This is a genomic window from Glutamicibacter sp. NPDC055354 (assembly GCF_053644955.1).
In genome coordinates this window covers 1,783,430-1,807,943 of record NZ_JBSHMB010000001.1, presented here as the reverse complement: position 1 = coordinate 1,807,943, position 24,514 = coordinate 1,783,430, and the positions used below count along the sequence as shown (strand labels likewise).

Here is a 24,514-nt window from a genome sequence, read left to right as displayed (position 1 = left end):
AGCAGCCTCGGCCGCCACCTTCTTAGTTCGTGCCACTAGGGTCGTCCTTCCTTAAACGTTCTGGAACAAGTATCTCAAGTCCACCGGACAATAATGCGCTGGTTATCCGGCTGGACATGGCATTCAAATGCTCAATGCGGCTGGCAGCATGCTGGCGTTCTTCATTAATCAAACGAAGCGCGCGACGCATCGCCTCATAAGAATCCGAAGGGACCTTCCGAACCGCCCACTGCCGCCAACTCGCTGATTCAGCACTGGTGATGTCTTGGGCGAGCACTTCTGGATGGAACCCGGAATTCGTGGGTGAACTGATTCTCAGAACCCTCGCAGGGAAATTCACTGCCTTTGACCCTTCGACATCAACTGTGGCGGTCGGACCGCCTGAAGAATTGAAGATGATGTCGCCAGGCTCGGTAATCACTGCTCGGCCATAAGCCTGTGCAAGGTCGAAGTAGGAAATTGAGCTGGTGGGCTGTCCAGACCGAATATCCGCAGAACTCCAAACTTTCATTCCGTGTTGGACCTTGGAGTGCAAAGAATTTTTGTTGAATCGGGTTCCTGGCAGGACTCGGAGATGTCCTTGGGAGACCAGCTCGCCCAGGGTGCTGAAACCGGACGTTTTGACGGGTTGCGCTTCTGATTCGCGTAACTGCAACTCCCAGTCTAATTGAGGGCGAGCGACGCTGGTCTCATTCAGCGAAGTCAGCAGCCTTTCGAATTCGACCTGGTGCTCGGCCAGAGATGCTGCGACTGAATGCGGATCCAGGCGTTCATCTAGATTCCGGGGTACCAGCCCCTGTGAGCTGGCGATAATCCTGCTTGTTAGTCCCCACTGGGCGAACCTGAATGAGTGTGCTCGGAGTCCGTGGAAATCCATGAGGCTTGCTGCCAGATCCGCAACGAGATCGTCCGCGACATTGTCGTCCAATGGCAAGTCGCCGAGATCAGCGAGCATGATGCGACGCTGCGCTAATGGAACCTCCGAGTTATCTGGACCGATGACCCACAAGCCAAGAGCACTCCGGGGTTTGAAGAGGAAATGGCCTCGCGGCAGTAAAGCCGCAGCGCGTACTCGTCCCATGCGCAAAATCGAAGCCCGCACGTTAGAGACTTCTTTTTGCTCTGCGGCATCGACCAAGGCGCTCGCCGGGGCAATGACGATGGCGCTGTCGCTGGGGCCGAGTTCAAGGACCAGGTCATCGATGGACTGTAAGACCGACAGCGGGTCGTCATCCTGCATTCCCGGAGAAGGGAACTGGGCCAGATGGATTATCGGCTTGATGCCATTCGCGGGTGAAGAAGCAATGAAAGATTCATTTGTGGCGAGCAGCATTTTCAGCCGGCGTACGGTCAACCGGCTAGTATCGTGTTCTTCTTTGGCAACTGGAAGCTGGATCTGCAGCAAAGTCGATTCTTCTACTAGTTGCATCAGCGTATATACAAGGTCGCTGCCTCCTGGTGTGGCCTCGTGGAAGACGGAGTCCGGGCCTGCCAGCTCCAGTGCGCACTTGGCGATAAGCCGGCGGACAGCGTCCGAAAGGGCAGTGCGGCTTATCGCGATTTCATTGGCCCTAAAACGATCCTCGAACAGCGACTCAAACGCCGGCAGCGCTCCGTAAGACGCATCTATCAGCTTGTCGATGTAGGCGACGATGGATGCTAATTTGTCCTGTTCCGCTTCGATTTCTGAATAGAGGCAATCGTCATCGGGATCCAGTTCGTCTGCGGCGTCTAGAAGCTCGCTCGGTGAAAAATGTGCCAGCGACTGTCCCAGGTATTGCTGCAGGGCCAGAAGCGAGGTCACCAGAGGAAAGTTTTCCCGCGCCAAAGTCGAGTAGGCCGCTGAGTCTTCCTTGAGCTCAGGGTTGTTCCCGCGGCCGGTAGCTTGCAGCCACTGAACTATTTCTTCGGACGCGAATAGTTCCTGGGCGCCAATCGTTTGTTTCGATTCCGGAAAGGGCAGTTCAGTGCCTCGGCTCCTTTTGCGCCAGACCGTAACGACAGGGCGTTGGACATGGGCTAGGCGTGCGATGTCCGGCAGGGAGATCAGTTCTTGCTCGTTCATCATTGCCTCCTTTCATGCCCGACCGTTTGATAACTCTGACCCTACAAGAAGAACTCTTCGTTGCCTATTGTGGCTACTGATAACCCTCGTTATCAGTATTTTTCTAGTCCTTTATTCGATGGGTCATTCAATCTGGTTTCACGACGGAATCATGCCGCATCGCCTCATTAGGCACTCCAGGCAAGAACGTCGAAGTCATCGAATACTCGCCCCAGGAGGACACCGTGGAACCACAGATGCAAGGACCTATGGTCCCGACTGAACTGCTCAGGCAACGCACGAAGAAATCATGGCTGATGCCAGCAGGTGCTGGATTGGCCGTCGGCACCGCTTTGGGACTGGTGATAGGGGTTTCCATCACAGGTGGCGCCGGTGGTTCCGGCAACGCAGCGCCTGATGCGCAAGAAAGCGGCTTGAACCAGGACTTTATCAACCAGGCCGTTGAAACATGCGGCATCGACCCGGAAGGGTATGCCGTCCTGGACGGTGGGGCAGCCATCGAGCTGGATACCGAAGGCGAAGACTACTTGGACAGCGGTACCTCCAACCTCGCTGCCTATTACTGCATGCTCAACGAGCTGGACGTACCGGAAGTAACCCAGCAGAAGATGGGCCGCACCCGGGCGCTGGATGGAACCCAGAGCGATACGTGGGAATCGCTGCAGGCCAGCTGGTCCTACCACCCGGACACCGGCGTCAACGTGCTCATCGAAGGAGCGAAATAGCCATGAGTGAGAATCAATCATCATCGATGCTCCCGGCTGAGGCCGTGGACAATCCAGAGGGCAAGAAGAAGCGTTGGGGTCTGGTCCTTTCCTCGACCCTCGTCGTCGGAGCCCTAGTTGGCGGCGTGTTCTGGGGTATGAACCTCGTCAATCCGAAGGAATCCGAGGAATACCTGACCCTGTCCGAGTCGCATTCTGCGGTGGCCGCGGAACGGGATTCGCTCCAATCCGACTTCGACGAGCTTGAAGCCGGAATCGCCGGCAGGGAAGAAGCCGTGGAGGAACGCGGCGCCGCCCTGGATGAACAGGCCGCCAATCTGGATACGCGTGACAAGGAACTGCAGGATGCGGAAGACAAGGTCGTTGCCCGCGAAAAGGCGGTCGGAAAGATCGAGGCAGAACAGCTGGAGAATTCCGTCGAAGACGGCGTATGGACAGTCGGCAGCGACATCAAGGCCGGCACCTATCGCGCCAAGGAAGCCGTGGGCAGCAGGTGCTATTGGGCAGTTCTCCAAACCGGTACCAATGGCAGCGACATCATCGACAACGGCATCCCCGGTGGTGGACGTCCGACCGTCACCGTGAAAAAGGGCCAGGACTTCGAATCGCAGCGCTGCGGCACCTGGGTGAAGCAGTAGAAGCCCGCACACCAAAAAACAATGATCATCACAATTTCGAGGAGTCACCATGAGCTACACCAATGCACAACCATCACCAATGGCGCAGTACCCCGTGCCGCACCTGCCGCCGAAGTCATTCGTCACGACCTGGCTGCTTTCCCTGCTGCTAGGTGGACTGGGCATTGACCGTTTCTATCTGGGCAAGGTGGGCACCGGCCTGCTGAAGCTGCTGACTTTCGGCGGTTTCGGAATTTGGTCCCTTATCGATCTCATCATCATCCTTTCCGGTGGCATGACCGATAAGTTCCGTCGCCCGTTGGAGGGCTACGCACAGCACAAGAAGCTGGCATTGATCATCAGCATCGTTCTGATCGCCATCGGCGCAGTCATTGGAATCAGCACCGGGGTCTCTGCCGGAAAGGCTGTGGATCAAGCGGTCACCAACGCACCATCTGTCGTTGAAGAACCAACCATCAAGGCTTCGGCGACTGCTGCAGCAACTGAGCAGGCTGCTGTTGAAGAAGAACCCGTGGCAGAGGAACCTGCGGAGGCCACGTGGCAGGAGGTCATTACCCTCGATGGAAAGACCGACAAGGCCAGCAAGGTGTTCGAGCTCACCGGGGCTGAAGCCCGTATGACCTATTCATTCAAGGGTGGCGAAGACATGTCCCTTGGCGCGATCTACATTCTCACCGAGGGGACGGATCTGATGAAGGACGGCGGGCTTCCCGAAGCCATGATTGACGGTCCGGTTAGCGAAGAAACGGCTCTGCACAAGACCGCGGGCAAGTACTTCCTGGATGTGAACGCTGCAAACTTCGACGGCTGGACCCTCACCATCGAAGAAAAGCGCTAACAGAGATTCCGAGGCGGATCATTTGGGAGAAACTCCTCGGAAATGTGCTCCGGTGGGAACTCTTATGGGGAAGAGGACCCACCGGGGTTTGGACAAAGGTAGTCGCCCACGCAAGTCTTGGACTTACGTGGGCGACTATCCGTTCGTAGCATCGATTCTTGAAATTATCGTTGGTTGCCCAAAGCGAACAAGGCTTGGTCGATTTCTCTGGCCGTCCACGTTTGGTCATGTTCATCAAGGAGCTGAATGAGAACTTCCACTTCTTGCATGTACCGGCGGTACCGGCCGCGACTGTTTGCCAACTGAATGCCGAGGAACGTCAAACCATGGTGCGCACGGCGATCGTAAATGGCCATTCGATTCGGTGCAGCGGCGACGATGACCGCTGAAGCTAGCGCGTCACCGGTGGTGAACCCGGGCAGTGATCCTAGAGCGCTTCGTGATTTCTTGGCGGCTTCCGGAACGCTGAGCAGCTCGTCATTCGCGTACTTGAGTACGATTTCAGTGGCCTCACGTACCACTAGGTCCGAGGTGTTCATGAGCTTCCTTGCCCACTTGGTATCGGCTCTGAGCCGTTTCCATAGAAGCAAAGAACCAATGTCAGCTTTCCCGAGGGAGCCGGTCTTGGCAAATCGTTCAGTCACCTCTTCAAGAACCTCGTCGTAGTGTTCTGAAGTGTCGCTCGTGTAGTCTTCGTGCGCTCGGGAAAGCTGAATCCAAAGAGGGATTTCGCTACCCTCAATCAACGTCGTCGATGAGTCCATCATCCTATCCTGACATCAATATTTGAAGACGTGTAAGTCCCGATGTTCAGGGCATCCGAGATGTTCTGACGCTTGCTGAAACTGAAGCTCTTAAATCCTACTTTTAGCTGTGTTGGGCATCATAAGTCTGATATGTTTTAGGGAAGCGACGGGGCTGATTTTTCGGATCTAACAGCTGGTTCATACCGCTGATGAGTTCCCGTCGATGTACCATCGACACTTCATGCGAGGGAATTCATGAGCCAACTTTTTGACCTGTCCGGACGCCTGGCCCTGGTCACCGGATCCTCCCGCGGCATTGGCCGCGAACTTGCCAGTGCCTTGGCGGATGCCGGTGCCACCATCATCCTGCATGGCCGCGACGAGCAACGCCTGGCCGAAACCGTTGCCGAATTCAGCAGACGCTATGGCACCGAAAGAATCCATAGCGCCTGCTTCGATGTCACCGATGATGCCGCCGTGCGCGAGAACATCGCAGCCATTGAAAAGAACATCGGCCCCATCCGCATTTTGGTGAACAACGCGGGTATCCAGCACCGCGTGCCCATGCTGGATCTGGAGGTGGCTGACTGGCAGCGTGTGATTGACACGAACCTCACCAGCGCATTCCTGGTAGGCCGAGAGGTCGCACGCTCCATGGTGCAGCGTGGCGAAGGCAAGATCATCAACATCTGCTCGGTGCAAACCGACTTGGCCCGCCCCACCATCTCCGCCTATAGTGCGGCCAAGGGAGGCCTGCGCAATCTCACCCGCGCCATGACCGCCGAATGGGCTGGTTCGGGACTGCAAATCAACGGCATCGCACCGGGCTACATCCACACCGAGATGACGCAGAATCTGGTGGATGACGAGAAATTCAACTCCTGGATTCTGGGCCGCACCCCGGCTGCCCGTTGGGGAACTGTCGAGGATCTGGCCGGACCAGCAGTCTGGTTGGCCTCGGATGGATCGAACTACGTGAACGGGCAGACCATTTTCATCGACGGAGGCATGAGCGTTGTCGTCTAATTCCCTCGCCACCAGCACGTTGGCCGTCGTGGCCCATGCAGCCGGTGATTTGCGTATTGAACAAATCGAGCTGGCAGCGCCGCGAGCAGATGAAGCACGCGTTGCCATCGCTTACGGCGGTATTTGCGGATCAGACTTGCATTACTGGAGCCACGGCGCCGCCGGGGAATCGATCCTCAAGGCTCCAATGGTTCTCGGGCATGAAATCGTTGGGACCGTCATGCAGGCCGCCGCTGACGGCAGCGGGCCGGCAGCCGGAACCAAAGTCGCCGTGCACCCGGCAACACCAGGCGAGACCGGGGAACCCTACCCGGCCGACCGCCCGAATCTTTCCCCGGGGTGCACCTATCTGGGCTCGGCCGCCCGCTACCCGCACACCGAGGGCGCATTCGCCCGCGAAGTGAACCTGCCATCACGCATGCTGCGTGAACTACCCGTTGGCCTGTCACTGCGTGATGCCGCACTGGCAGAACCGGCTGCGGTTGCTTGGCATGCGGTGTCGCGCGCCGGTGAAGTCGCCGGCAAGAAGGTGCTGGTTATTGGTGCTGGGCCGATCGGAGCTCTCGCTGTAGCAGTGCTCCAGCGTGCCGGAGCCAAAGAAATCATCGCAGTGGACATGCACGAGAAGCCGTTGGAAATCGCCGGGAAACTCGGTGCCACCTCCACCTTGCGAGCCGATGACCAGGAAGCTCTTGCCCAGGTGGGCGCGGACGTGGTGATCGAGGCCAGCGGCAACTTCTGCGGGTTGGCCTCCGCAGTGCGCGGTGCCGTGCGCGGCGGTCGAGTGGTCATGGTCGGGTTGCTGCCCTCAGGAGAACAGCCGGCGCTTATTTCGCTGGCTATTACCCGCGAGCTGGAACTGGTTGGTTCCTTCCGCTTCAACGACGAAATCGACCAGGTGCTTGCTGCCCTGGCCGACGGGTCGCTGCAGGTTTCCGAGGCGGTAACCCACGAGTTCCCGGTGGCCGATTCGCTTGAAGCCTTTGAAACGGCGAAGGATTCGGGGCGCTCGGGCAAGGTCTTGCTGAACTTCCTGGGGGAATAAACAAGCGTAAAAAATCCCACGGTTCCGCTTCTGGATCATTTGGAACCGGAGCCGTGGGCACTGTTCAAGCCGGGTCATAGCCTAGTACTGGGTTTTACCCGCGAACCATCAATGACGCCGCGGCAGCACGAGCCGAAGAAAACCCGTCTGAGCTGGATGGCCGTCCCGTCTCTGGCCAATGTATTCTCGCTTGCCAGCATATGACTCGCGAACGGGCAAGATTCGAAGAAGGTTCCGAAACTGTCCAAAACGGTTCTGAGCGCGATTCTGATGCGCGTTCCGGGGATAAGCCAAGGCATCCAAAGTTCTTTGATAGAGGTCTTCTTCGGGACTAGTCCCCGGCCGCATCCGAAATCATCACCACTGGAACTAGTGGGTTTTGGGCGGTTGGCTTCGTGCCGATCTCGCTGCCGCATGGGAGCGTCTTGGAGATGGCTCGGCTGATGCAGCGCTCGCGGTAAACCCGTCAGAGTACTGCGCAGCCGGTTGGCTGTAACCGCAAAATAGTTCGGTCGTCGGGCAGAATACTAGCTTGATATACGGATTCAAGTTCAGCTCAAGGCTTGAGGCCATATTCCCGGCAGGTCACAGCCGAACTCCTGCCTGCCCAGCAGCACAAAAACAGTTCGGGTCTCATGCTCTGGTCAGGGAAGAAAGTGCTCACAGTCTAGGCCGTCTTATTTCACGGTCCGCCGAGCGCTAGAGACATAGGGCGTTGTGGCATATCCCTTTTTGGAGGCTCGAACTTTCAACGAGATCTTGGTTTTGCGATCCTTGGGGGTGAGCGTATAGCTCGATTTGGTGGCACCCTTGATCTTGTTGCCATTGCGCAACCACTGGTAGCTGAGCTTGCTGCCTGCCGTCCACCCGCTGGTTTGGGCCGACAAGGTTCGTCCGGCCTTAAGAGTTCCTGAGGTCTTTACCTTGCCCTTAGTCAACGTGCCATAACCAATACGCTTGGAGTCGCTGGTGATCGAAGTATTCTTGAAACCGGGTTTGCTAGCCGATACCTTGACACTGACCTTTGTTGACCGATCCGCTGGAATTAGCCGGTAGGTGCTCTGGGTAGCGGATTTGATCTTCTGACCATTACGCAACCACTGGTACTTCAGCTTGGAGCCCTGGGTTCCTCCGGAGTGGATGGATTTCAGGGTCTTGCCCACCTTTGGTGTTCCGGTAACCTTGATGTCGCCTTTGGCAAGAGTACCCGCGGCAACAGACTTACCGGCGCTGGTGGCAACCAGTGAGGTGTAGCCTTCACGAGTGGCAGAAACTTTCACCGACAACTTGGCGGCTCGATCGGCGACGGTAGCCGTGTACGTTGATTTAGTGGCCTTGAAAATGACCCTTCCGTTGCGCAGCCACTGGTAGCTTAGCTTGGTGCCGTCGTATCGACCGGTGACATTCGCCTTGAGTCTCTTTCCAACCTTCGCCGTTCCGCCCAGCTCAACCCTGATCTTCGGCAACGCTGCCTTGCGCACCAGCACTGGAGCCGAAACAGCGGAGAAAGTCGGGGTGGCATTGGGCCAAAAAGCAGTGGTCCGGACCGAGATCTTCGCACCAACATCAGCCGGTGTGAGCTTGAGATTCGGGAATACGGCCATCGGAATGGCCGTTCCGTTTCGGAACCATTGGAACTGGAAGTCTTGCGGGCTACCAGACCACGTGCCGGTGTTGACAGTGAGTTCACTGTCGGTCACTGTGCTGCCAACGATCACGGGCGGTCCAGTTTGCCATGTTCCGGGGCCAATAACTGCGCTCGTCTCGGGGGTACTAAGTGCTTGATAGCCGTCGGGAAGTTCATAGTTCAATACTGCCCGGAGCGGGACGCCTTCGCCCCCAGGGAAGGGGCTGAAGGATGCATCAACGATGTTCAGCTCGGCAACGGAATGCACCTGAACCTCGGACCAGGGCAACTCGAAGGGTAGCTCGGGATTAGGCGTAAATATTGCCTGCGTCCGTGTTCCAACGGCCGGCGGTGCACTGAACGTCACTGACCCCAGATCGACGATTTGATTTTGAATGTAGCCGCTGAAGCTGCGGCGGGTGAGTTGTTTGCCGTCAGGCCAGGTTGCCGTAGCTAGAAGCTCGAGGTTGCCGCCACCCCACTGGGGAAGCACCGCAATAGTTTTCGTTGTGCCCACGAGCTGTGGAGCCGAATCGCTGTCAAGATTCCACTGAAATTGGAGGCTAGCTCCGGGGGCCGAGATTGATGCAGCCAGATTCTGGCCTACGGTCCGGTCTCCGGTAATAATGGGCTCGTTATCGATGGGATGCCGCGGGTCGTCAACTTGGAATGTTGGAGCCGCTACGTCAGTGTAATTTCCTCGCGCGTCGGGAACCACCATCGAGCTTGAATTGTCATAGTGACCGTACGGGGCGTTGTCCAAGATCCTAAACTGGAGCTGGTAGCTGGTAACGCCATTAGCGTCGGTGCTCAGGCTTCCCGGAATGATGTTGCCGCCGTGAAGTTTTTCGCTGGTCACTTCAGACCATAATGGCAAAGTCTGTGGCGACCAGTTTATGTATTCCGATTCTGAGAGGGGATTCTCGTCGGTGAATCGTACCGTATACGTTCCGGTTTCACCCGGCATTAGTACCGGTTTGTCGATGGTGACGTCGATAATTTCTGGTGGCTGAGAGTCGTCGATGTCCGTTGTGACGGCACCGGCCGCAGCAGGGGGCAACGCAAGTACTGCCGCAAGTGCCGCCGACATGATGGTTCTACCAGCAATTTGCATCAGTGATTCCTCTGCGCTTATACCCAAGATGAGGTAATGATGATAGCGAATTCTACCCATCAATGCACAATGAGTCGAGAGGCTGAACTACTAGTCAGAGGCGGGCTTTCCAATCTGAACATATTGCCTGTCCAGGGGATATCACTGATCGCGCAAATTATGTTTAGGCGGCGGGAAACACCGTGCCGTCAGACGCGTATCGCCACCGGCGTCATGGTGAGCGGTGGCGATACGCCTCTATAAAATTAGTTTGAACCTGCGATGCTCACAGCGGTATTGACCGGTACCGGATTGGCGAAGAGGTCCAGCACCGGGCAATGGGCATCCACTGCCTGGCGCAGTTCTTCATAGCGTTCGGCCGATTCCGGGCCGGTGATCTGGATGTCCAGATCCACCGACGAGAATCCCGGGCGGATGGACTTGTCAATGCCGAACAGGCCACGGACATCTAGGTGGCCATTGGCCACAATCTTTACCTCGTCCACCTGGATGCCGAGGTTCTGCGCGTACAAGCGGTAGACCACAACCTGGCAGGAGATGAGCGCTCCGAGCGCGTATTCCACGGGGCTTGCGGCCAGGTCGCTGCCACCCAGGGCAGCTGGCTCGTCGACCTGGAAGGTGTGCTTGCCCGAGACAATGTTGCTGGCTACTGAATCGAAGCCTTCGCCCTCGACGGTGAAAGTCAATTGGGCACTTTGCGGGGCAGCCGAAATTCGTTCGCCCCAGCCCTTGCCTGCTTCCTGCAGGCGCTGTGCGCGGTCTTCGGATACGGTTGGGGCAGATGCTGCATTAGTCATGGGGAATTGATCCCCTTTCTGGCGCAAGGGGCGCCATCGCTTACGCATCTTGGCTGTCAAGATGCGTCGAATCTTCACCTGGGGCACCCCGCACAATGACGCAGGAGGGTTGCCGTCCATTCAGCCAGGGCTCAAAGAGTGGAACTCGTGATTCAGTGATTAATTTCTATCGGTTGCAGGGCCCGCGGGTAAAGGGCAGAAGTAACTTTTCGTCACCGGGCATCTTGCTTTCCGGCTCGCTAAGATGGAATCTAGCTCTCGGGCGCCCACTGCACGAACAATGAACGGCGAGTATGGAATTCCAGCTGACACTTTCTGCGGCCCAGACCTTGGTGACCGAATCCGAATACAACCTGGGCCAGTTCCTGTGTGATTCCGGAAAAGTGCAGATCGCCAACCGGGTAATGCAACCGGGATCTACCCGCATCTCCGGTGTGGTGCTGCGCGAATCGGTGATGGCCCAATTGGAAATCACCGAGGGCAATATCAGCTTCACCAGCTTCTGCGGGAAGCATCCGGGGGTTCAGTCCTGTGAAGATGTCGCCGCCTTGCTCATCGAGGTCACCACCGAAGAAGACCAGGGCTTCTTCGTCTCCGACTCCGGGGTGGATCCCCACGCATGGAAACGCAATAGCAAGCCGCAGTGGGAACGTACCCTTGACCGTCTGCTTCCAGTCATTTCCGATGAGCCGCTGGCTGTCGAAGAACCGCTGGGATTGATCCTGAAAGTGGTCAGCGAACCCCGTTATGGCGGCGAGGACGCGCTGACCTTGCAGGCACGCCCGGCCCGCCAGGGAACCAAGAGCCCCTGGATCCAAACCGGGATCAGCTGGCGCAATGTTGCTTTTGATGCGCGGTTCTCCAAGAAGCAGCGTCGTGCGGTCGTTGAACTGGACCGGTTGCGTGAACACGTTGAACAAGATACTTATCGCCATTCGTGGGATCCCAAGGAGTGGATCTCCTTGATGGATCTTCCAGGCCAGGACCTGCTGGATGCGTTCGAAGCCCTGCGTGAAGCTGGAGTGCAGATCGTCAACGGTGGTTCTACGGCCAAGGCCCCGGTGGAGTTCAGCGAGCAACCAGCCATGGCACACGTGGATGTGCGTCGCGGTGAACATGGCCTGAGCATGGAAGGGAAGCTGCGCGGGCCGAGCGAAGAGCACGTCTACCTCTTGCCCATAGGCACGCCGCCGACCTTGTTGACTTACGCGTCCAGCCCCTTGCCGAAGGCCAGGGAAATCGGTTTGGCCCGGTTCGCTGAACCGGTCACGAAGGAACTGGCCACATTTATTGAATCCGGTGCGCAATCCATCCCGCAGGAAGGCGTTGAGCTTTTCGAGCGCCAGCACCTGGATCGATTGCGCCTGATGGCACCGTTGAAGAGCGAGGATGACAGCTACAGCATCCCTGTTCCAGCACGCCCCAGCCTCAAGCTGTCCCTGGAGAGCATCCGAACTCCGCTGACCGTGAGCTATTCCTGGGAGTACGCCTCCGCGGGCCCCCGCCAGTATGCCGTGGAAAAGGAAATTGCTGCTTCGGTGCAGGACAAGCTCGGCGCGCAGGCTTCCTTGGGGCAACTGACCTCTTCAGGAATCTTCCCGCCGAAGGAATTCAGCACCTCCGAATCCATCGATTTCTTGGTCTACGCATTGCCGCTCTTGGCAGAGCATCCTGATGTGGTCGTTGAAGAGCAGAACAGGCTGCCGAAGTACCGGATCAGCCACGCGCCGGCCGCTGTCAGTGTCGAAGCCGGCGAAAGCACGGGGGACTGGTTCGACTTGTCTGTGGAAGTGCTCCTGGACGAGACCAAGGTCCCGTTCCCACTGCTGCTGGAGGCCTTGACCAAGCAAGATGAGTATCTCGTCCTCGATGACCTTACGGTGATCCCGATTGATGGTGCAGATTTCACGCAGCTGCGCCAGCTGATATCAGAGGCCGGGGAGCTGGGCACGGTGCAGGGCGATACGATCCGCATCCATAAGTTGAGCATCGACTGGTGGCAAGAACTGGTGGATCTGGGCATTATCGAAGCCCAGCACAACCAGTGGCTGCAGACCATGAAGGCGCTGCAAAGCGGTGAAGAAATGCAGCCGGTCCAGCTAGCGGAAACGTTCAACGCTGAACTGCGCCCGTATCAGGGCCACGGCCTATCCTGGCTCAACTTCTTGCGTACCCATGATCTCGGTGGCGTCCTTGCCGACGATATGGGTCTGGGCAAGACCGTCCAGCTGCTGGCTTGCCTTGAACAAGCGCGCGTCGAGGATCCTGCACAGAAATTCCTGGTGCTGGCTCCTACCTCGGTGGTGGGTAACTGGATCAATGAGGCGCAGCGATTTGCGCCGCAGATGAGCGTCACCGGCATTACTTCAACAGCTAGAAAGAGCGGCCAAAGCATGGCTGCGCAGATCGGTGATGCCCAGCTGGTAGTTACCAGCTACACGATCTTCCGCCTGGCCTATGAGGATTTCGAAGCAGCCGGCTTCAACGTCATGATCATGGACGAGGCCCAGCAGCTGAAGAACCATGCCTCCAAAGGCTATAAGCAGGCCCGGCAGCTGCCAGTGCCGTGCAAATTCGTGGTCACTGGCACACCCATGGAAAACAACCTGATGGAACTGTGGGCGTTGGTCTCACTGGCTGCACCGGGCCTGTTGGGCGGTGCGAAGTCCTTCAAGGACAACTACCAGAAACCAATTGCCGACGGAGACCAGGAGCGCTTGGAGCGCCTGAAGAGCCGTCTGCGTCCGTTCGTGCTGCGCCGTACCAAGGAACAGGTCGTTCCAGAGCTGCCGGCGAAGACCGAACAGGTGCTGGAAGTCGAACTGGAGCCGGGGCACCGCAAAGCCTATGACCGCCGCTTCCAGCGCGTGCGGCAAGAAGTCCTGGGCCTGGTTGACGACGTTGATTCGAATCGCTTCCAGATTCTCCAATCGCTGACCTTGCTGCGCCAGCTGGCCTTGGATCCGTCCCTGGTAGGGGAGGGCGATGCCCCGAGCGCGAAGCTTGAAATGCTGCGCGAACTCATGGGGGACGCGGTTTCTGAAGGGCATAAGATTCTGGTCTTTAGCCAATTCACCAGTTTCTTGGCCAAGGCACGCGACGTCGCTGAAGAGCTGGGCATTGAGCACGGATACCTTGATGGGTCCACCACTGGCCCTAGGCGCAAGGAACTGATTGACGGTTTCGGCGAGGGAGATTTCCCGGTCTTCTTCATCTCGCTGAAGTCCGGCGGCTTCGGCATTAACCTCACTTCCGCCGACTACTGCATCTTGCTGGACCCATGGTGGAACCCGCAGGCCGAAGCCCAGGCTATTGACCGGGCCCACCGCATTGGGCAAACTCGTCCGGTCTATGTGTATCGCTTGGTGGCAAAGGACACCATCGAATCCAAGGTGCTCGCGCTGCAGGCCAAGAAGACGCAGCTGTTCAATGATGTCCTGGGAGAGACTGCCCAAGCCGCGCAGAGTGCGGCGTTAAGCGCCGATGATTTCCTGGCGCTGATGGAGTGAGCCTAAAAAGCTGAAGCCTTGGAAACCAGAAGGTCTCCAAGGCTTCAGCTGAAGATCGGGAACTAGAGAATCTGTTCAAAGCTGTCGTTGAGGCGGTGCAGGAGATCTCCAAAATTCTTCAGTTCGGCGGCTTCCCATTCCTTGAGCTGGCGGCGCAGTTCCTCACGCAGCGTGTTACCGCTGGAGCGCCACTTCTCCTTGGCGATTTCTGTTGCCGAGACCAGCTGGGCCCGGCCATCGGAAGGATCCTGGGTGCGGGTGACAAGTTCCAGAGACTCGAGGTGCTGCACGAGGCGGGAAATAGTCGCCTTGTCCAGACGCAGTTTTTCTGCGAGTGCTCCCTGTTGCTGGGCTTCATCACGGATGACCACTGCAAGCAAGCGGTACCCCGGATCCTGCAGGTCCGGGTGGATGATCTTGGCGCGACGGATCAGCATCTGGCGGGCGCGCAATAAGATGGCGGTGAATTCTTCTTCGACCGTCTGCATCAGTTCTTCTTCTTGCATACAAACCATTCTAAAGATTAATGGTCAATAAGTCTGATATTGGAAACCGCAGCCGTTCGAAGCCGAAGTGTTGAACGTACTGCGAATCCCCAGCTGAGCGTAATTAATGGCTTGGAAAAGACTGGCCAGGCAACGCCTGATGCCTGCAAAGCCGTACAGTTCCACTTCTCCGGCGCAGCTTAGGAACGACTTGCCAATTGCATTTGTGATTAGAGAAGCAATAGATTTCCGCCGCCGCTAAGAAGCAGAGCAAGAAAGCCATGGCCTCCGTTGCCGCTGGCGTTGGACCCAACGTGGTGCGGCGAATCTGTCCGCACTGTCCACGGGCCTCTTGGAGAGCATTGAGGGTCTTGCATGAATTGGATATCGGGATTCATGAAAATAAAGCTTGACGCTTCAACTAATGGTTGGTAGTTTTTAATCATGAATCATCTATCCGATACCCCTCCCGTCTTGTTCCTTAGCCATGGTGCACCGCCACTCGCCGACGACCAGCGCTGGACCCAGGAGCTGGCTAGCTGGTCCGGCACTTTCGAGAAGCCGAAAGATATTCTGATGATCTCCGCGCACTGGGAAAATGCGCCGGTGACGCTGAGTGCTACCCAGCAGAAGAACGAATTGGTCTACGACTTCTGGGGCTTCGACCAGAAGTACTACGACGTTCGCTACGATGCGCCAATGGCGCCCGGGCTGGCCAATGAAGTCGAACGGCTGACCTCGGCCTATGGCCATCACGTGGAGCGCGACGAGACGCGTGGACTGGACCATGGCGCCTACGTGCCGCTGAAGGAAATGTTCCCGGATGCGGATGTACCTGTGGTGCAGATGTCCATGCCAACACTGGATCCTGCAGGACTCTTTGATCTGGGCAAGAGCTTGGCACCCTTGCGCGAGCGGGGAACCTTGATCGTTGGCTCCGGATTCACCACCCACAACTTGCGCTGGTTCAACCCAGCCGGCGGGCCGGATTCGGCGCCGCCATCGGCCTCCAGCGAGTTCGACCACTGGGCTGAGGAGGCGATGGTCCGCGGGGATGTGGACTCGATCCTCGACTTCCTGCACAAGGCCCCGGCGGCCCGTGAAGCGCACCCTCGCTCGGAGCATTGGGCTCCGCTGTACGTTGCGCTGGGAGCGGCATACGCCTCGGGTGGAATTGATGCCAAGACGGCAATTGACGGTTTCTGGTACGGCCTGTCCAAGCGCTCCTGGACCTTGAGCTAGGCGATCTCCCTATCTTTCCCGCAGCAAGCGCGGCACCGATTGGTCCCGCGCTTGCGCAGGTAATAGTGGACTTTTCTGGTCGATCCTCTAGCTGGCGGCTACCGATGCATCATCAATGCGGAACAAGGTAGCCTGCGAGCTGTCTTCCACGCCCTTGAAACGCAAAGTAACGGTCTTACCGCGGAAGTTGTTCAGGTCAACAGCCTGCAGTTCGTAGGACGAGCCGGCATCCAAGTTCGACCAGGTGCCCACGTTGTAGGTTCCGTAGCCGTCCAGAACCTGTACGGTCAGCTTGTCGTACTGGCTATAGGCAGTAGTTTCATTGGTCAGCACATGCAGGTAGAACTCCAGCTGCGCATTGGTGGCATCTGCCGGGATGGCGACCTTCTGGTCCAGGGTGTAGGTGTTGGAATTGCCCCAACCATTCAGCCCAGCTAATCCGCTGCCGGAGCGGGCTGCCGAGCCGGACTCGAAGGTGTCGGCGCGGTTGGCGGTCCAGTAATCCGCCCCGTTCTCGAAGCCAGCATTCTTCAGCAGGTTGCCGCTTGGCTCCGGATCCGGAGTTGGCTCCGGGGTTGGTGTTGGGTTGCTGCCGTCCAGGGCATTCATGATCTTGGCGGCATCCACCAGTCCGGCGCCGCAACCGATGCTGCAACCGCCTGGCATCGCGCGGGTGCCCTGCTTCAACGCAGTTTCCACGGAGGCGGGGGACATCCCAGGGTCTGCCGACTTCATCAGTGCGACCATGCCCGCTACGTGCGGGGTGGCCATGGAAGTGCCCTGGTAGAAGGCATAGCCCTGGCTGGATGGAGTAGTGGTGCCGGTATTGATGGTGGACAGCACGCCCTGGCCGGCGTAGCGGGTGTCGCCACCAGGTGCGGTGACGTCAACGGCCGAGCCGTAGTTCGTGTAGTACGACGGAGCGCCCGAAGGGTTGCTTGCCGCTACGGTAATGACGTTTTCGCAGTTGGCCGGGCGGGAATTCGAAGCGTTCTGGCTTTCGTTGCCGGCGGCAACTACCACCGAGGTGCCGCGCGAAACCGCGGCGTTGATGGCCGCCTGGTAGGTAGTTCCGCAAGCGCCGCCACCGCCCAGGGACATGTTGATGGTGTCTGCAGGGGTTGGGTTATTGGCAATTCCCGGGACCGCACCGCCCGAAGCCCAAATGATGGCATCGGCGATATCGGACAGGCTGCCGCCGCACTTGGCCAGGACGCGGACCGGCTGGATCTTGGCATCCGGTGCAACTCCGGCCACGCCGCTGGAGTTGTTGGTGACTGCGGCTACGGTGCCGGCCACGTGGGTGCCGTGCCAAGAGGAATTGCCCGAGTAGCTGCCGCCGCATTCACCAGCGGCGTACCAGTCGCCCTCATCCTGGGGGTTCGCGTCGCGGCCGTTGCCGTCGCGGGCCGAGGCAGAGCTGGAGACGAAGTCGTAGCCGGAAACGATGTTGGCGTTCAGGTCCGAGTGCGAGGTGATGCCGGTATCCAGGACTGCGACGATGCTGCCCTCGCCGGTGGCGATGTCCCAGGCCGAAGGCAAGCGCATCCCGTTGGTGCCGCTGTAGTGCCACTGCTCGCCGTACCGGGTGTCGTTAGGCGTCATGGAAATCTTCATGATGGCATCGGGTTCCACCGATTCCACGAGACCAGACTGCGCAATATCGGCCATGAACTCCTTGGCGCCGTTGCCCTTGAGTTTCTTGTCGGCCTTCACCACGAAGCTGCCGGTGGCCATGGCTCGCATTTCCTTGACGGTAACGCCTGCTGCCTTGGCTGCTTTGCCCCAGGCCTTGGCGCGGGAGGACTTGCCCGTCTGCGTGGCTGAAGCCTTGTAGGTGACGATGAACTGGTCGTAGGCCTCGCCTGATTGCACCGAACCGATCTTGACCTTGTCTTCGCCATTTGCCTTGGGGAGGGACTTTTCAGCGGGAGCCGACACGGGGGAGGCGGTAGCTGGCAAGGCGCCAGCGCCGAAGCCGCTCATGCCGATCACTACGGCCGCGGAGACGGCCAGGGTTCTCCGAAGAGGGGTAGAAAAACGTGCCATTGATGTTCTCCTTGTAGGGTTTTTGGGCGCACAAAGGTCGGTGATCAATCGATGTGGTGTGTGCCGGTAGGAGCGTAACTGCTCGGCAACTCCTAAAGGAAGTACTTCTCAAATAAATCTTTTATATTCGCTCATGTACTAAAAAGGTGTTTCACATATTTCTGTGGAACTATCCCGGCGGACTCGCAGATTCGAAAAATGAATGATGGTTATCTGCATGTTTGGGGAGTTCGAAATTTTCAGATCCGCACTGACCATGGAAAACACATAATTATTTGCATAGCGAACGCTATCTTTCCGAAGTTGTTTCACTCTAGAAGTACATTCCGGGATCCAGCTCTCCTGGCGTCGAAGCCGTGTTCCAAGCGTGATAGGTATCTTGGCTAATTCATTGAATAAATGGGGTACCTCCGGATTCGGCACCGTGCGATGGCCGATAGCGCCTTGGTTGCCAGCTCATCGGCTGGAGGCTTCGCCAACTAATCAGTTCCGCCGAGTTACCCTTCGGGAGACAGCTGGCAACGGCTTGCAGCGGCAGGCCCAAGATGCCCACCGGAGCGAATACCGGTGCTGCACGTATCTAGCCCAGCAAGAAGGCAATGACCAGCACACTGGGAAAGGTCAGCAGGGTGCTTGCCAGCACCACTTCGCGCGGCACGGCGACGGGCAACTTGAATTGCTGGGCAAACAGCAAGACGTTTTGCGCGGTTGGAAGCGCCGCCATGATCACCACTCCGAGAAGTTCGATTCCGGATAGGCCGAAAACGAAGCGGGCAACGAGCCAGGCGAGCAAAGGCATGAAGAACACCTTGAACGCGGTCGCCAGATAGATTTCGCCGCGCAGGTTCTTATCTGACAATGGACGCTGGCCGTATAGCGCCATTCCAAAGGACATCAGCAACAGGGGGATGGATGCGTCGCCAATCATTTGCACTGGCGCATGAATGACTTCGGGCAGTGCCAGGCCAAAGAAGGAGAACACCGCACCGAGGAAGGTCGCAATAGTGACAGGGTTGGCGATGGACTTGAGGATCAATTTCGCACCGGGCAGGCTATCCGCGCCACCGGACTTGGCGCGGGAGAGCACCGCGAACATGCACAGGTAGACGGGAGCGATGATCAGCAACTGCGCGATGAGCACCGACACTACGGGACTGGTGCTGCCCACCGCATAAAGGGCCAGCGGCACACCGATATTTCCAGCATTCACATAACTCGTGGACATGGCCGCAACGGGCAGCCGACGAGCTGGAGTATTGAAGACCAGCCGCGCGACCAAGGCATAAGCGGAGCCGGTCAGCACGGCAACCATCAAGGCTATCGGGGTGAATACACCAACCACCGCATGCAGATCGGTGCTGGCAAGCAGAGTGAACATCAGGGCGGGGTTGGTGATGTAGAAGATGAGCGGGGTCAGCCCCTGGGCAATGGCCGCGCGTTGTCGCGGCAGCGCGACCGACGTCAGCAGGCCGATGCCGATGAGGATCAAGACAACGGAGAATCCCTGTAGAACTCCTTGCATATTGCCTTTCCCGCCCGGTACTGGTGTTCCCAGCTCCGGGGCTTCTCGAAGCCGTGGACGGCGAGGGTGCGAAAGCTCCCTCTACCGTCCACGGTGCATTATTCAGATTCCCTGGCAGCCTGTCAGCGAACCAGCGCGGGACTCTTCGAATCGAAGGTCCAGCCGGGAATCAGGTATTGCATGGACACCGAGTCGTCACGCGAGCCCAACCCATGTTCCAGGTACAGTTCGTGGGCTTGGGCGACCCGATCCATGTCCAGGCTGACACCCAAGCCGGACCGCTGCGGAACCTTGATCTCTCCGTCCCGAATCACCAATGGTTCCTCGGTCAGGCCCTGTCCATCCTGCCAGATCCAGTGGGTATCGAGTGCCGTGATCTCGCCCGGAGCAGCGGCGCCGACCTGGGTGAACATCGCCAGCGAGATGTCGAAGTGGTTGTTCGAGTGCGACCCCCAAGTCAGTCCGAACTCGTTGCACAGCTGGGCAACGCGCACTGAACCGGACATGGTCCAGAAATGCGGATCTGCCAGGGGGATGTCTACCGCATTGGTGCGCACCGCGTGCGCCATTTCTCGCCAGTCAGTCGCAATCATGTTCGTGGCGGTCTGCAGACCGGTCGCCCTGCGGAATTCGCTCATGACCTCGCGGCCCGAGAAGCGGCCCTCAGGGCCGCACGGATCCTCGGCATAGGCCACCACTCCACGCATGCGCTTGCCAAGCCGGATAGCATCTTCGAGCAGCCAGCCGCCATTGGGGTCAAGCGTGATCCGGGCTTCGGGGAAGCGTTCCTTCAAAGCGATGACAGCATCGACCTCGGAGTCCCCGTCCTGGACGCCGCCCTTCAGCTTGAAATCCTTGAACCCGTAACGGGCCTGAGCCGCCTCGGCCAGGCGCACCACGGCTTCTGGTGTCATGGCTTCCTCGCGGCGCAAGCGCTCCCAATCGTCGTTGCCCTGCGGTTCGCGCAGATACGGCAGATCCGTCGTATCCGGGTTGCCCACGTAGAACAGGTAGCCGAGCATCGGAACCGCGTCGCGCTGCTGCCCGTCGCCGAGCAGTTCGGCCGCCGGCACTCCAAGGAACTGGCCGTGCAAATCCAGCAGTGCAGACTCAAGTGCGGTGACTGCGTGCACGGTGGTGCGCAAATCGAAGGTCTGTGCACCGCGTCCGCCGGAATCGAGGTCTGCGAAGCGGGCTGCCACCTGGCGCAGCAGCGAACGGTAAGTCGCCACAGGGGCGCCGGTAATCAGTGTGCCGGCCTCCTCTATGGTCGAACGGATCGCTTCGCCGCCAGGTACCTCGCCGAGGCCCGTGCGGCCTTCGGAGTCAGTGAGGATAGCGATATTGCGAGTGAAGAACGGCCCGTGCGCCCCGGAGAGGTTCAGCAGCATGGAGTCATGCCCGGCGACCGGGATGACCTTCACCGAGGCAATGGTGGGCTGGGAAGTCATGGATTATTCGCCTTTCGCCTGCAGGACGCCGTCAATCCGGCGGGTCAACTTCCACGGGTTGTCTTCCGCGATGGGCTTGGGCAAGAGCGCGTCCGGGAAGTTCTGGTAGGCGATCGGGCGCAGGAAGCGCTCGATGGCCAGGGTGCCCACCGAGGTGGTCCGCGGGTCGGACGTTGCCGGGAATGGACCTCCGTGCACCATCGCGTGGCCCACTTCCACACCGGTTGGCCATCCGTTGACCAGGATGCGCCCGACCTTGGTTTCCAGCGTCCCGATGATCTGCCCTGCGGCTTCGTGATCCGAATCGTCCAGCTGCAAGGTGGCGGTGAGCTGGCCTTCCAGCCGGCCCAGCGCGGTTTGCAGCTGTGCGGCATCGGTGTAGCGAATCACCAGCGAGGCGGCTCCGAAGATTTCGTCTTGCAGCACCGGGTTGGCCAGCAGCTGCTCCACTCCAGCGGTGTAGATGGCTGGTGCCGGAGCGTTCTCGGTTGCCCCTTCGGTGCCACGGCCCAGCAGTTCGACACCGTCCTGGCTGCCGAGCGCTTGGACACCAGCGGTCCAGGAATTGTAGATTCCCTCGGTGAGCATCGTCTGCCCGGAAGTTTCCGGTGCCTGGCCGCTGACGGCGCGGGCGAATGCGTCGCCGGCAGCTCCGGTGGGAACAAAGACGAGTCCCGGTGCGGTGCACAGCTGCCCGGAAGAACCGACAACAGAAGCCAAGTAGGCCTTGGCTTGCGCAACGGGATCCTGCGCCAAGGCTCCCTCGAAGAAAATCACCGGGTTGATGGAGCTCATTTCGGCATACACCGGGATGGGTTCCGGTCGCGCGGCCGCGGCGGCCATCAGGGCGGTGCCGCCGGCCCGCGAACCGGTGAAGCCCACGGCCTTGATGGCCGGATCCTTCACCAGCGCCTGGCCGATCGACGCGCCGGGGCCATAAACCAGGGAGAAGACTCCCGGGTGCAGCCCGAAGTCGGCGACGGCCTTGCTGATGGCATGGCCAACAATCTCGCTGGTTCCGGGGTGCGCATTGTGGGCCTTGAAGACCACCGGGCAGCCGGCAGCCAGTGCGCTGGCGGTGTCGCCGCCTGCGGTGGAGAACGCCAGCGGGAAGTTCGACGCGCCGAACACCGCGACTGGGCCCACCGGGATCTTGCGCTGCCGGATGTCCACGCGCGGGGCTGGGGTGCGCTCGGGCAGGGCCGGGTCCACGCGCACGCCGTGCTGGTCGCCCTGGCGCACCACCTGCGCGAACAGCCGCAGCTGTCCGGTGGTGCGTCCGCGCTCGCCGGTCAGGCGCGCCTCGGGCAAGCCAGTTTCGGCCATGGCGCGAGCGACCAGTTCGGCGCCCACTGCCTCGATGTTCTCCGCGATGGCTTCCAGGAACTCTGCGTGCTTCGACGGTTCCAAGGACCGGAAGGACTCGAAGGCCTCGGCCGCCGCAGCGGTGGCCAGCTTCAGCTGCTGCTCATCGATGAGGCTGTAGGCAGGTTCCAGGCGCTCGTTGGTCGCCGGATTATAGCCGTTGACCTTGCGCCCGTTGCCTTCGGTGCTGGCGCCGGCGAGGATGGACTGGCCGGTGAGGTTCTGCGTGGTTGTGCTCATGAATTGCTCCTGAGTCGACTGATTGGTGTGTCGTAAAGTGCCAGTGCTGGTCAGAGGCTCGCGCCGGCGGGAACGATGCCTGCCTGCTGGATCAGCGCGGACAGGTCCGCCAGGTCCTGCTCGGTCAGATCCTGCAGCGGCGGGCGCACCGAGCCGGAGTCGCGGCCGATGGCCTTCAGCCCGCCCTTGACGATGGATACGCCGTAGCCCTTGACGCGGTCGCGGATTTCCAGGTACGGCAGCACGAAGCGGTTCAGCTTCTCGTTGACCGCCTTCAGGTCCTGGGCGCGCACATCCTTGTAGAAGTCCAGCGCGAATTCCGGAACGAAGTTGTACATGGCCGAGGAGTAGGTGCTCATGCCCAGCTGCAGCAGCGGCAGCGCGAAGGTCTCCGCGGTAGGCAGCCCGCCCAGGTAGAACAGGCGGTCGCCGTTCTTGGCGTACACCTTGGTCAGGTGCTCGATGTCGCCCAGCGCGTCCTTGAAGCCGATGAAGTTCTCGTGGTTATCGGCCAGCCGGGCCACGGTGTCCGCCGAATAGATCGCGTTGGCGCGGTTGTAGACGATTACGCCGGTCGTCGTCGATGCGCAGATGGCCGACGCGTGCTGGTAGAGCCCTTCCTGGTCGCATTCGGTCAGGTACGGCGGCAGCAGCAGCAGGCCCTCGGCCCCTGCGGCCTCGGCGTCTTGCGCATTCTGGATGGCCTGCTTGGTCGAACCGCCGGCCGAGGCCAGCACCGGAACCTTGGAGCCGGCTTCTTCCACTGCCATGCGGACCACACGCGAGGCCTCTGCCGGGGTCAGCGTGAAGCCTTCGCCCGTGCCTCCGGCGGCGAACAGTCCCGCGACATCGAAGCTGGACTGCCAGGCCAGGTGGTTGCGGTACGCGGCCTCGTCGATTTCCAGGTTCGCGTCGAATGCGGTGACCGGGAAGGAGAGCAACCCGTCCTTGAGCTTGGCGGCAAGTTCGGCGGGGGTGTACTGGGCCATGGTTTGTTCCTTTGACTGGTTCCCACCTCAGGCGAGACGGGAAAGCTGGGGGCGGTGCATTGGTATTACCCTCAGCCTAGGAACCCTCTATGATGCCTGTCCAAGCCCATATTTGTATTGTTTGATACCTACTGTGCATCATTCAGCGTGCAGCGCGTGGCGCACGATCGAGACCACCCGTTCCAGCGCCGGATTGCGCGAGGACTTGCTCCAGATGGCGTGCAGCTGCACCGGATCGTCGGTAACCTCGCCAAGCCGCAGGTAGCTGACCCCGCCCACGCCCAGCAGCTTGGCACTCTCCGGGACGAAAGCAATACCGCGCCCGGCGGAGACCAGCGCGAGCATGGTCAGCACCTGGCTGACGGTATGGCGCACGTTCTTGTGCTCGATGTCGACGCGGCGCACCACCAGGTCGTAGAAGTAGCGGGCCTTGGTGGGGGAGTGCATGATCAGCGGTTCGTTGCGCAGGTCATCGAACAATACCTCCCGCTGCAGCCGGGCCAGCCGGTGGCCAGAGGGCACTGCCACGTAGAGCCCCTCGGTTAATAGCAGTGCGGATTCGAAGAGCTTCTCGTCGAAGGGCGGGCGGGCTAAGCCCAGATCGATGTCGCCGTCCAGCAGGGCGTCGACCTGCTCGCCGGTCACCATTTCCGACAGCTCCAGGTGCACCTGCGGCATCTGCGCCGAGATTTCTCCCAGCAGCGGGCCGAGCAGGCTGAAGCCCGAGGCCGCGGTGAAGCCGATGCGCAGCTCGCCCAGCTGGCCGGCGGCGATGCGGCGGGCATTGTCCGGGGCACGCTCGGCGGCCACGACCAGCCGGCGGGCATCCTGGAGGAAAGCATGGCCCGCCGCGGTGAGGGCCACGCGGCGGTTGTCGCGCTCGAGCAGTTCCACGCCGACCGTGCGCTCGAGTTTCTGGATCTGCCGGCTCAGCGGCGGCTGGGTCATGTTCAGCCGCTCGGCGGCACGGCCGAAGTGCAATTCCTCGGCAACGGCAACGAAACTGCGTGCTTGGTCCAGAGTAAACATTTGATACCTTTC

General features: G+C 59.5%; 18 protein-coding genes and 1 riboswitch. Of the genes, 7 read left to right on the top strand and 11 right to left on the bottom strand.

Features of this window, described 5'->3' with window-relative positions:
* Positions 1 to 22: 22 nt before the first annotated feature.
* On the bottom strand, positions 23 to 2,065 hold the full coding sequence (locus tag ACWICV_RS08415) for a hypothetical protein (protein WP_454152485.1): 2,043 nt from the start codon (positions 2,063 to 2,065) through the stop codon (positions 23 to 25).
* A gap of 248 nt (positions 2,066 to 2,313) precedes the next feature.
* On the opposite strand from ACWICV_RS08415, the gene ACWICV_RS08410 reads away from it, so the two are divergent.
* From ACWICV_RS08410 to ACWICV_RS08400, 3 genes are read left to right on the top strand one after another with little or no spacing between them, the layout of a single operon-like run.
* Positions 2,314 to 2,790, top strand: a complete 477-nt coding sequence (locus tag ACWICV_RS08410) for a hypothetical protein (protein ID WP_454090461.1) — start codon at positions 2,314 to 2,316, stop codon at positions 2,788 to 2,790.
* 2 nt (positions 2,791 to 2,792) lie between these two features.
* Positions 2,793 to 3,428 (top strand): hypothetical protein, encoded by a 636-nt coding sequence (locus ACWICV_RS08405; RefSeq protein WP_454090462.1) that lies wholly within the window; start codon positions 2,793 to 2,795, stop codon positions 3,426 to 3,428.
* Positions 3,429 to 3,477: 49 nt separating this feature from the next.
* Positions 3,478 to 4,266: a TM2 domain-containing protein gene (locus ACWICV_RS08400; protein WP_454090463.1), complete on the top strand. Its 789-nt coding sequence runs from the start codon at positions 3,478 to 3,480 to the stop codon at positions 4,264 to 4,266.
* A 164-nt stretch (positions 4,267 to 4,430) separates the two neighbouring features.
* On the opposite strand, the gene ACWICV_RS08395 is transcribed toward ACWICV_RS08400, so the two are convergent.
* The gene (locus tag ACWICV_RS08395; protein WP_454090464.1) at positions 4,431 to 5,033 is read right to left on the bottom strand and encodes a hypothetical protein; all 603 of its coding nucleotides are present in this window, start codon (positions 5,031 to 5,033) and stop codon (positions 4,431 to 4,433) included.
* Positions 5,034 to 5,267: 234 nt separating this feature from the next.
* Between ACWICV_RS08395 and ACWICV_RS08390 the strand changes: the two genes are divergently transcribed.
* Positions 5,268 to 6,038: an SDR family oxidoreductase gene (locus tag ACWICV_RS08390; RefSeq protein ID WP_454090465.1), complete on the top strand. Its 771-nt coding sequence runs from the start codon at positions 5,268 to 5,270 to the stop codon at positions 6,036 to 6,038.
* On the top strand, positions 6,028 to 7,083 hold the full coding sequence (locus tag ACWICV_RS08385) for an L-idonate 5-dehydrogenase (RefSeq protein WP_454090466.1): 1,056 nt from the start codon (positions 6,028 to 6,030) through the stop codon (positions 7,081 to 7,083). The genes ACWICV_RS08390 and ACWICV_RS08385 overlap by 11 nt, the downstream gene beginning before the upstream one ends.
* Before the next feature lie 677 nt (positions 7,084 to 7,760).
* Here the strand turns inward: ACWICV_RS08385 and ACWICV_RS08380 are convergent.
* Together ACWICV_RS08380 and ACWICV_RS08375 are read right to left on the bottom strand one after the other, a co-directional pair.
* Positions 7,761 to 9,824 (bottom strand): hypothetical protein, encoded by a 2,064-nt coding sequence (locus tag ACWICV_RS08380; protein ID WP_454090467.1) that lies wholly within the window; start codon positions 9,822 to 9,824, stop codon positions 7,761 to 7,763.
* 245 nt (positions 9,825 to 10,069) lie between these two features.
* The gene (locus ACWICV_RS08375) at positions 10,070 to 10,621 is read right to left on the bottom strand and encodes an OsmC family protein (RefSeq protein ID WP_454090468.1); all 552 of its coding nucleotides are present in this window, start codon (positions 10,619 to 10,621) and stop codon (positions 10,070 to 10,072) included.
* A gap of 31 nt (positions 10,622 to 10,652) precedes the next feature.
* Positions 10,653 to 10,774: riboswitch (SAM riboswitch) on the bottom strand.
* 140 nt (positions 10,775 to 10,914) lie between these two features.
* Between ACWICV_RS08375 and ACWICV_RS08370 the strand changes: the two genes are divergently transcribed.
* A complete protein-coding gene (locus ACWICV_RS08370; protein ID WP_454090469.1) occupies positions 10,915 to 14,130 on the top strand; it encodes a DEAD/DEAH box helicase in 3,216 nt (1,071 codons plus the stop codon).
* A 62-nt stretch (positions 14,131 to 14,192) separates the two neighbouring features.
* Here the strand turns inward: ACWICV_RS08370 and ACWICV_RS08365 are convergent, their stop codons facing one another.
* On the bottom strand, positions 14,193 to 14,636 hold the full coding sequence (locus ACWICV_RS08365; protein WP_365943366.1) for a MarR family winged helix-turn-helix transcriptional regulator: 444 nt from the start codon (positions 14,634 to 14,636) through the stop codon (positions 14,193 to 14,195).
* 423 nt (positions 14,637 to 15,059) lie between these two features.
* On the opposite strand from ACWICV_RS08365, the gene ACWICV_RS08360 reads away from it, so the two are divergent.
* A complete protein-coding gene (locus ACWICV_RS08360; protein ID WP_454090470.1) occupies positions 15,060 to 15,857 on the top strand; it encodes a dioxygenase family protein in 798 nt (265 codons plus the stop codon).
* Positions 15,858 to 15,944: 87 nt separating this feature from the next.
* Here ACWICV_RS08360 and ACWICV_RS08355 read toward each other — a convergent pair whose 3' ends face one another.
* From ACWICV_RS08355 to ACWICV_RS08330, 6 genes are all read right to left on the bottom strand, one after another.
* Positions 15,945 to 17,906 (bottom strand): S8 family peptidase, encoded by a 1,962-nt coding sequence (locus ACWICV_RS08355; RefSeq protein ID WP_402473567.1) that lies wholly within the window; start codon positions 17,904 to 17,906, stop codon positions 15,945 to 15,947.
* A gap of 580 nt (positions 17,907 to 18,486) precedes the next feature.
* Positions 18,487 to 19,428: an AEC family transporter gene (locus tag ACWICV_RS08350; protein ID WP_454090471.1), complete on the bottom strand. Its 942-nt coding sequence runs from the start codon at positions 19,426 to 19,428 to the stop codon at positions 18,487 to 18,489.
* A gap of 122 nt (positions 19,429 to 19,550) precedes the next feature.
* The gene (locus ACWICV_RS08345) at positions 19,551 to 20,879 is read right to left on the bottom strand and encodes an enolase C-terminal domain-like protein (RefSeq protein ID WP_105656279.1); all 1,329 of its coding nucleotides are present in this window, start codon (positions 20,877 to 20,879) and stop codon (positions 19,551 to 19,553) included.
* 3 nt (positions 20,880 to 20,882) lie between these two features.
* The gene (locus ACWICV_RS08340; protein ID WP_454090472.1) at positions 20,883 to 22,484 is read right to left on the bottom strand and encodes an aldehyde dehydrogenase (NADP(+)); all 1,602 of its coding nucleotides are present in this window, start codon (positions 22,482 to 22,484) and stop codon (positions 20,883 to 20,885) included.
* 50 nt (positions 22,485 to 22,534) lie between these two features.
* The gene (gene kdgD / locus ACWICV_RS08335) at positions 22,535 to 23,473 is read right to left on the bottom strand and encodes a 5-dehydro-4-deoxyglucarate dehydratase (protein ID WP_402473563.1); all 939 of its coding nucleotides are present in this window, start codon (positions 23,471 to 23,473) and stop codon (positions 22,535 to 22,537) included.
* 138 nt (positions 23,474 to 23,611) lie between these two features.
* The gene (locus tag ACWICV_RS08330) at positions 23,612 to 24,502 is read right to left on the bottom strand and encodes a LysR family transcriptional regulator (RefSeq protein WP_105656282.1); all 891 of its coding nucleotides are present in this window, start codon (positions 24,500 to 24,502) and stop codon (positions 23,612 to 23,614) included.
* Positions 24,503 to 24,514: the final 12 nt, after the last annotated feature.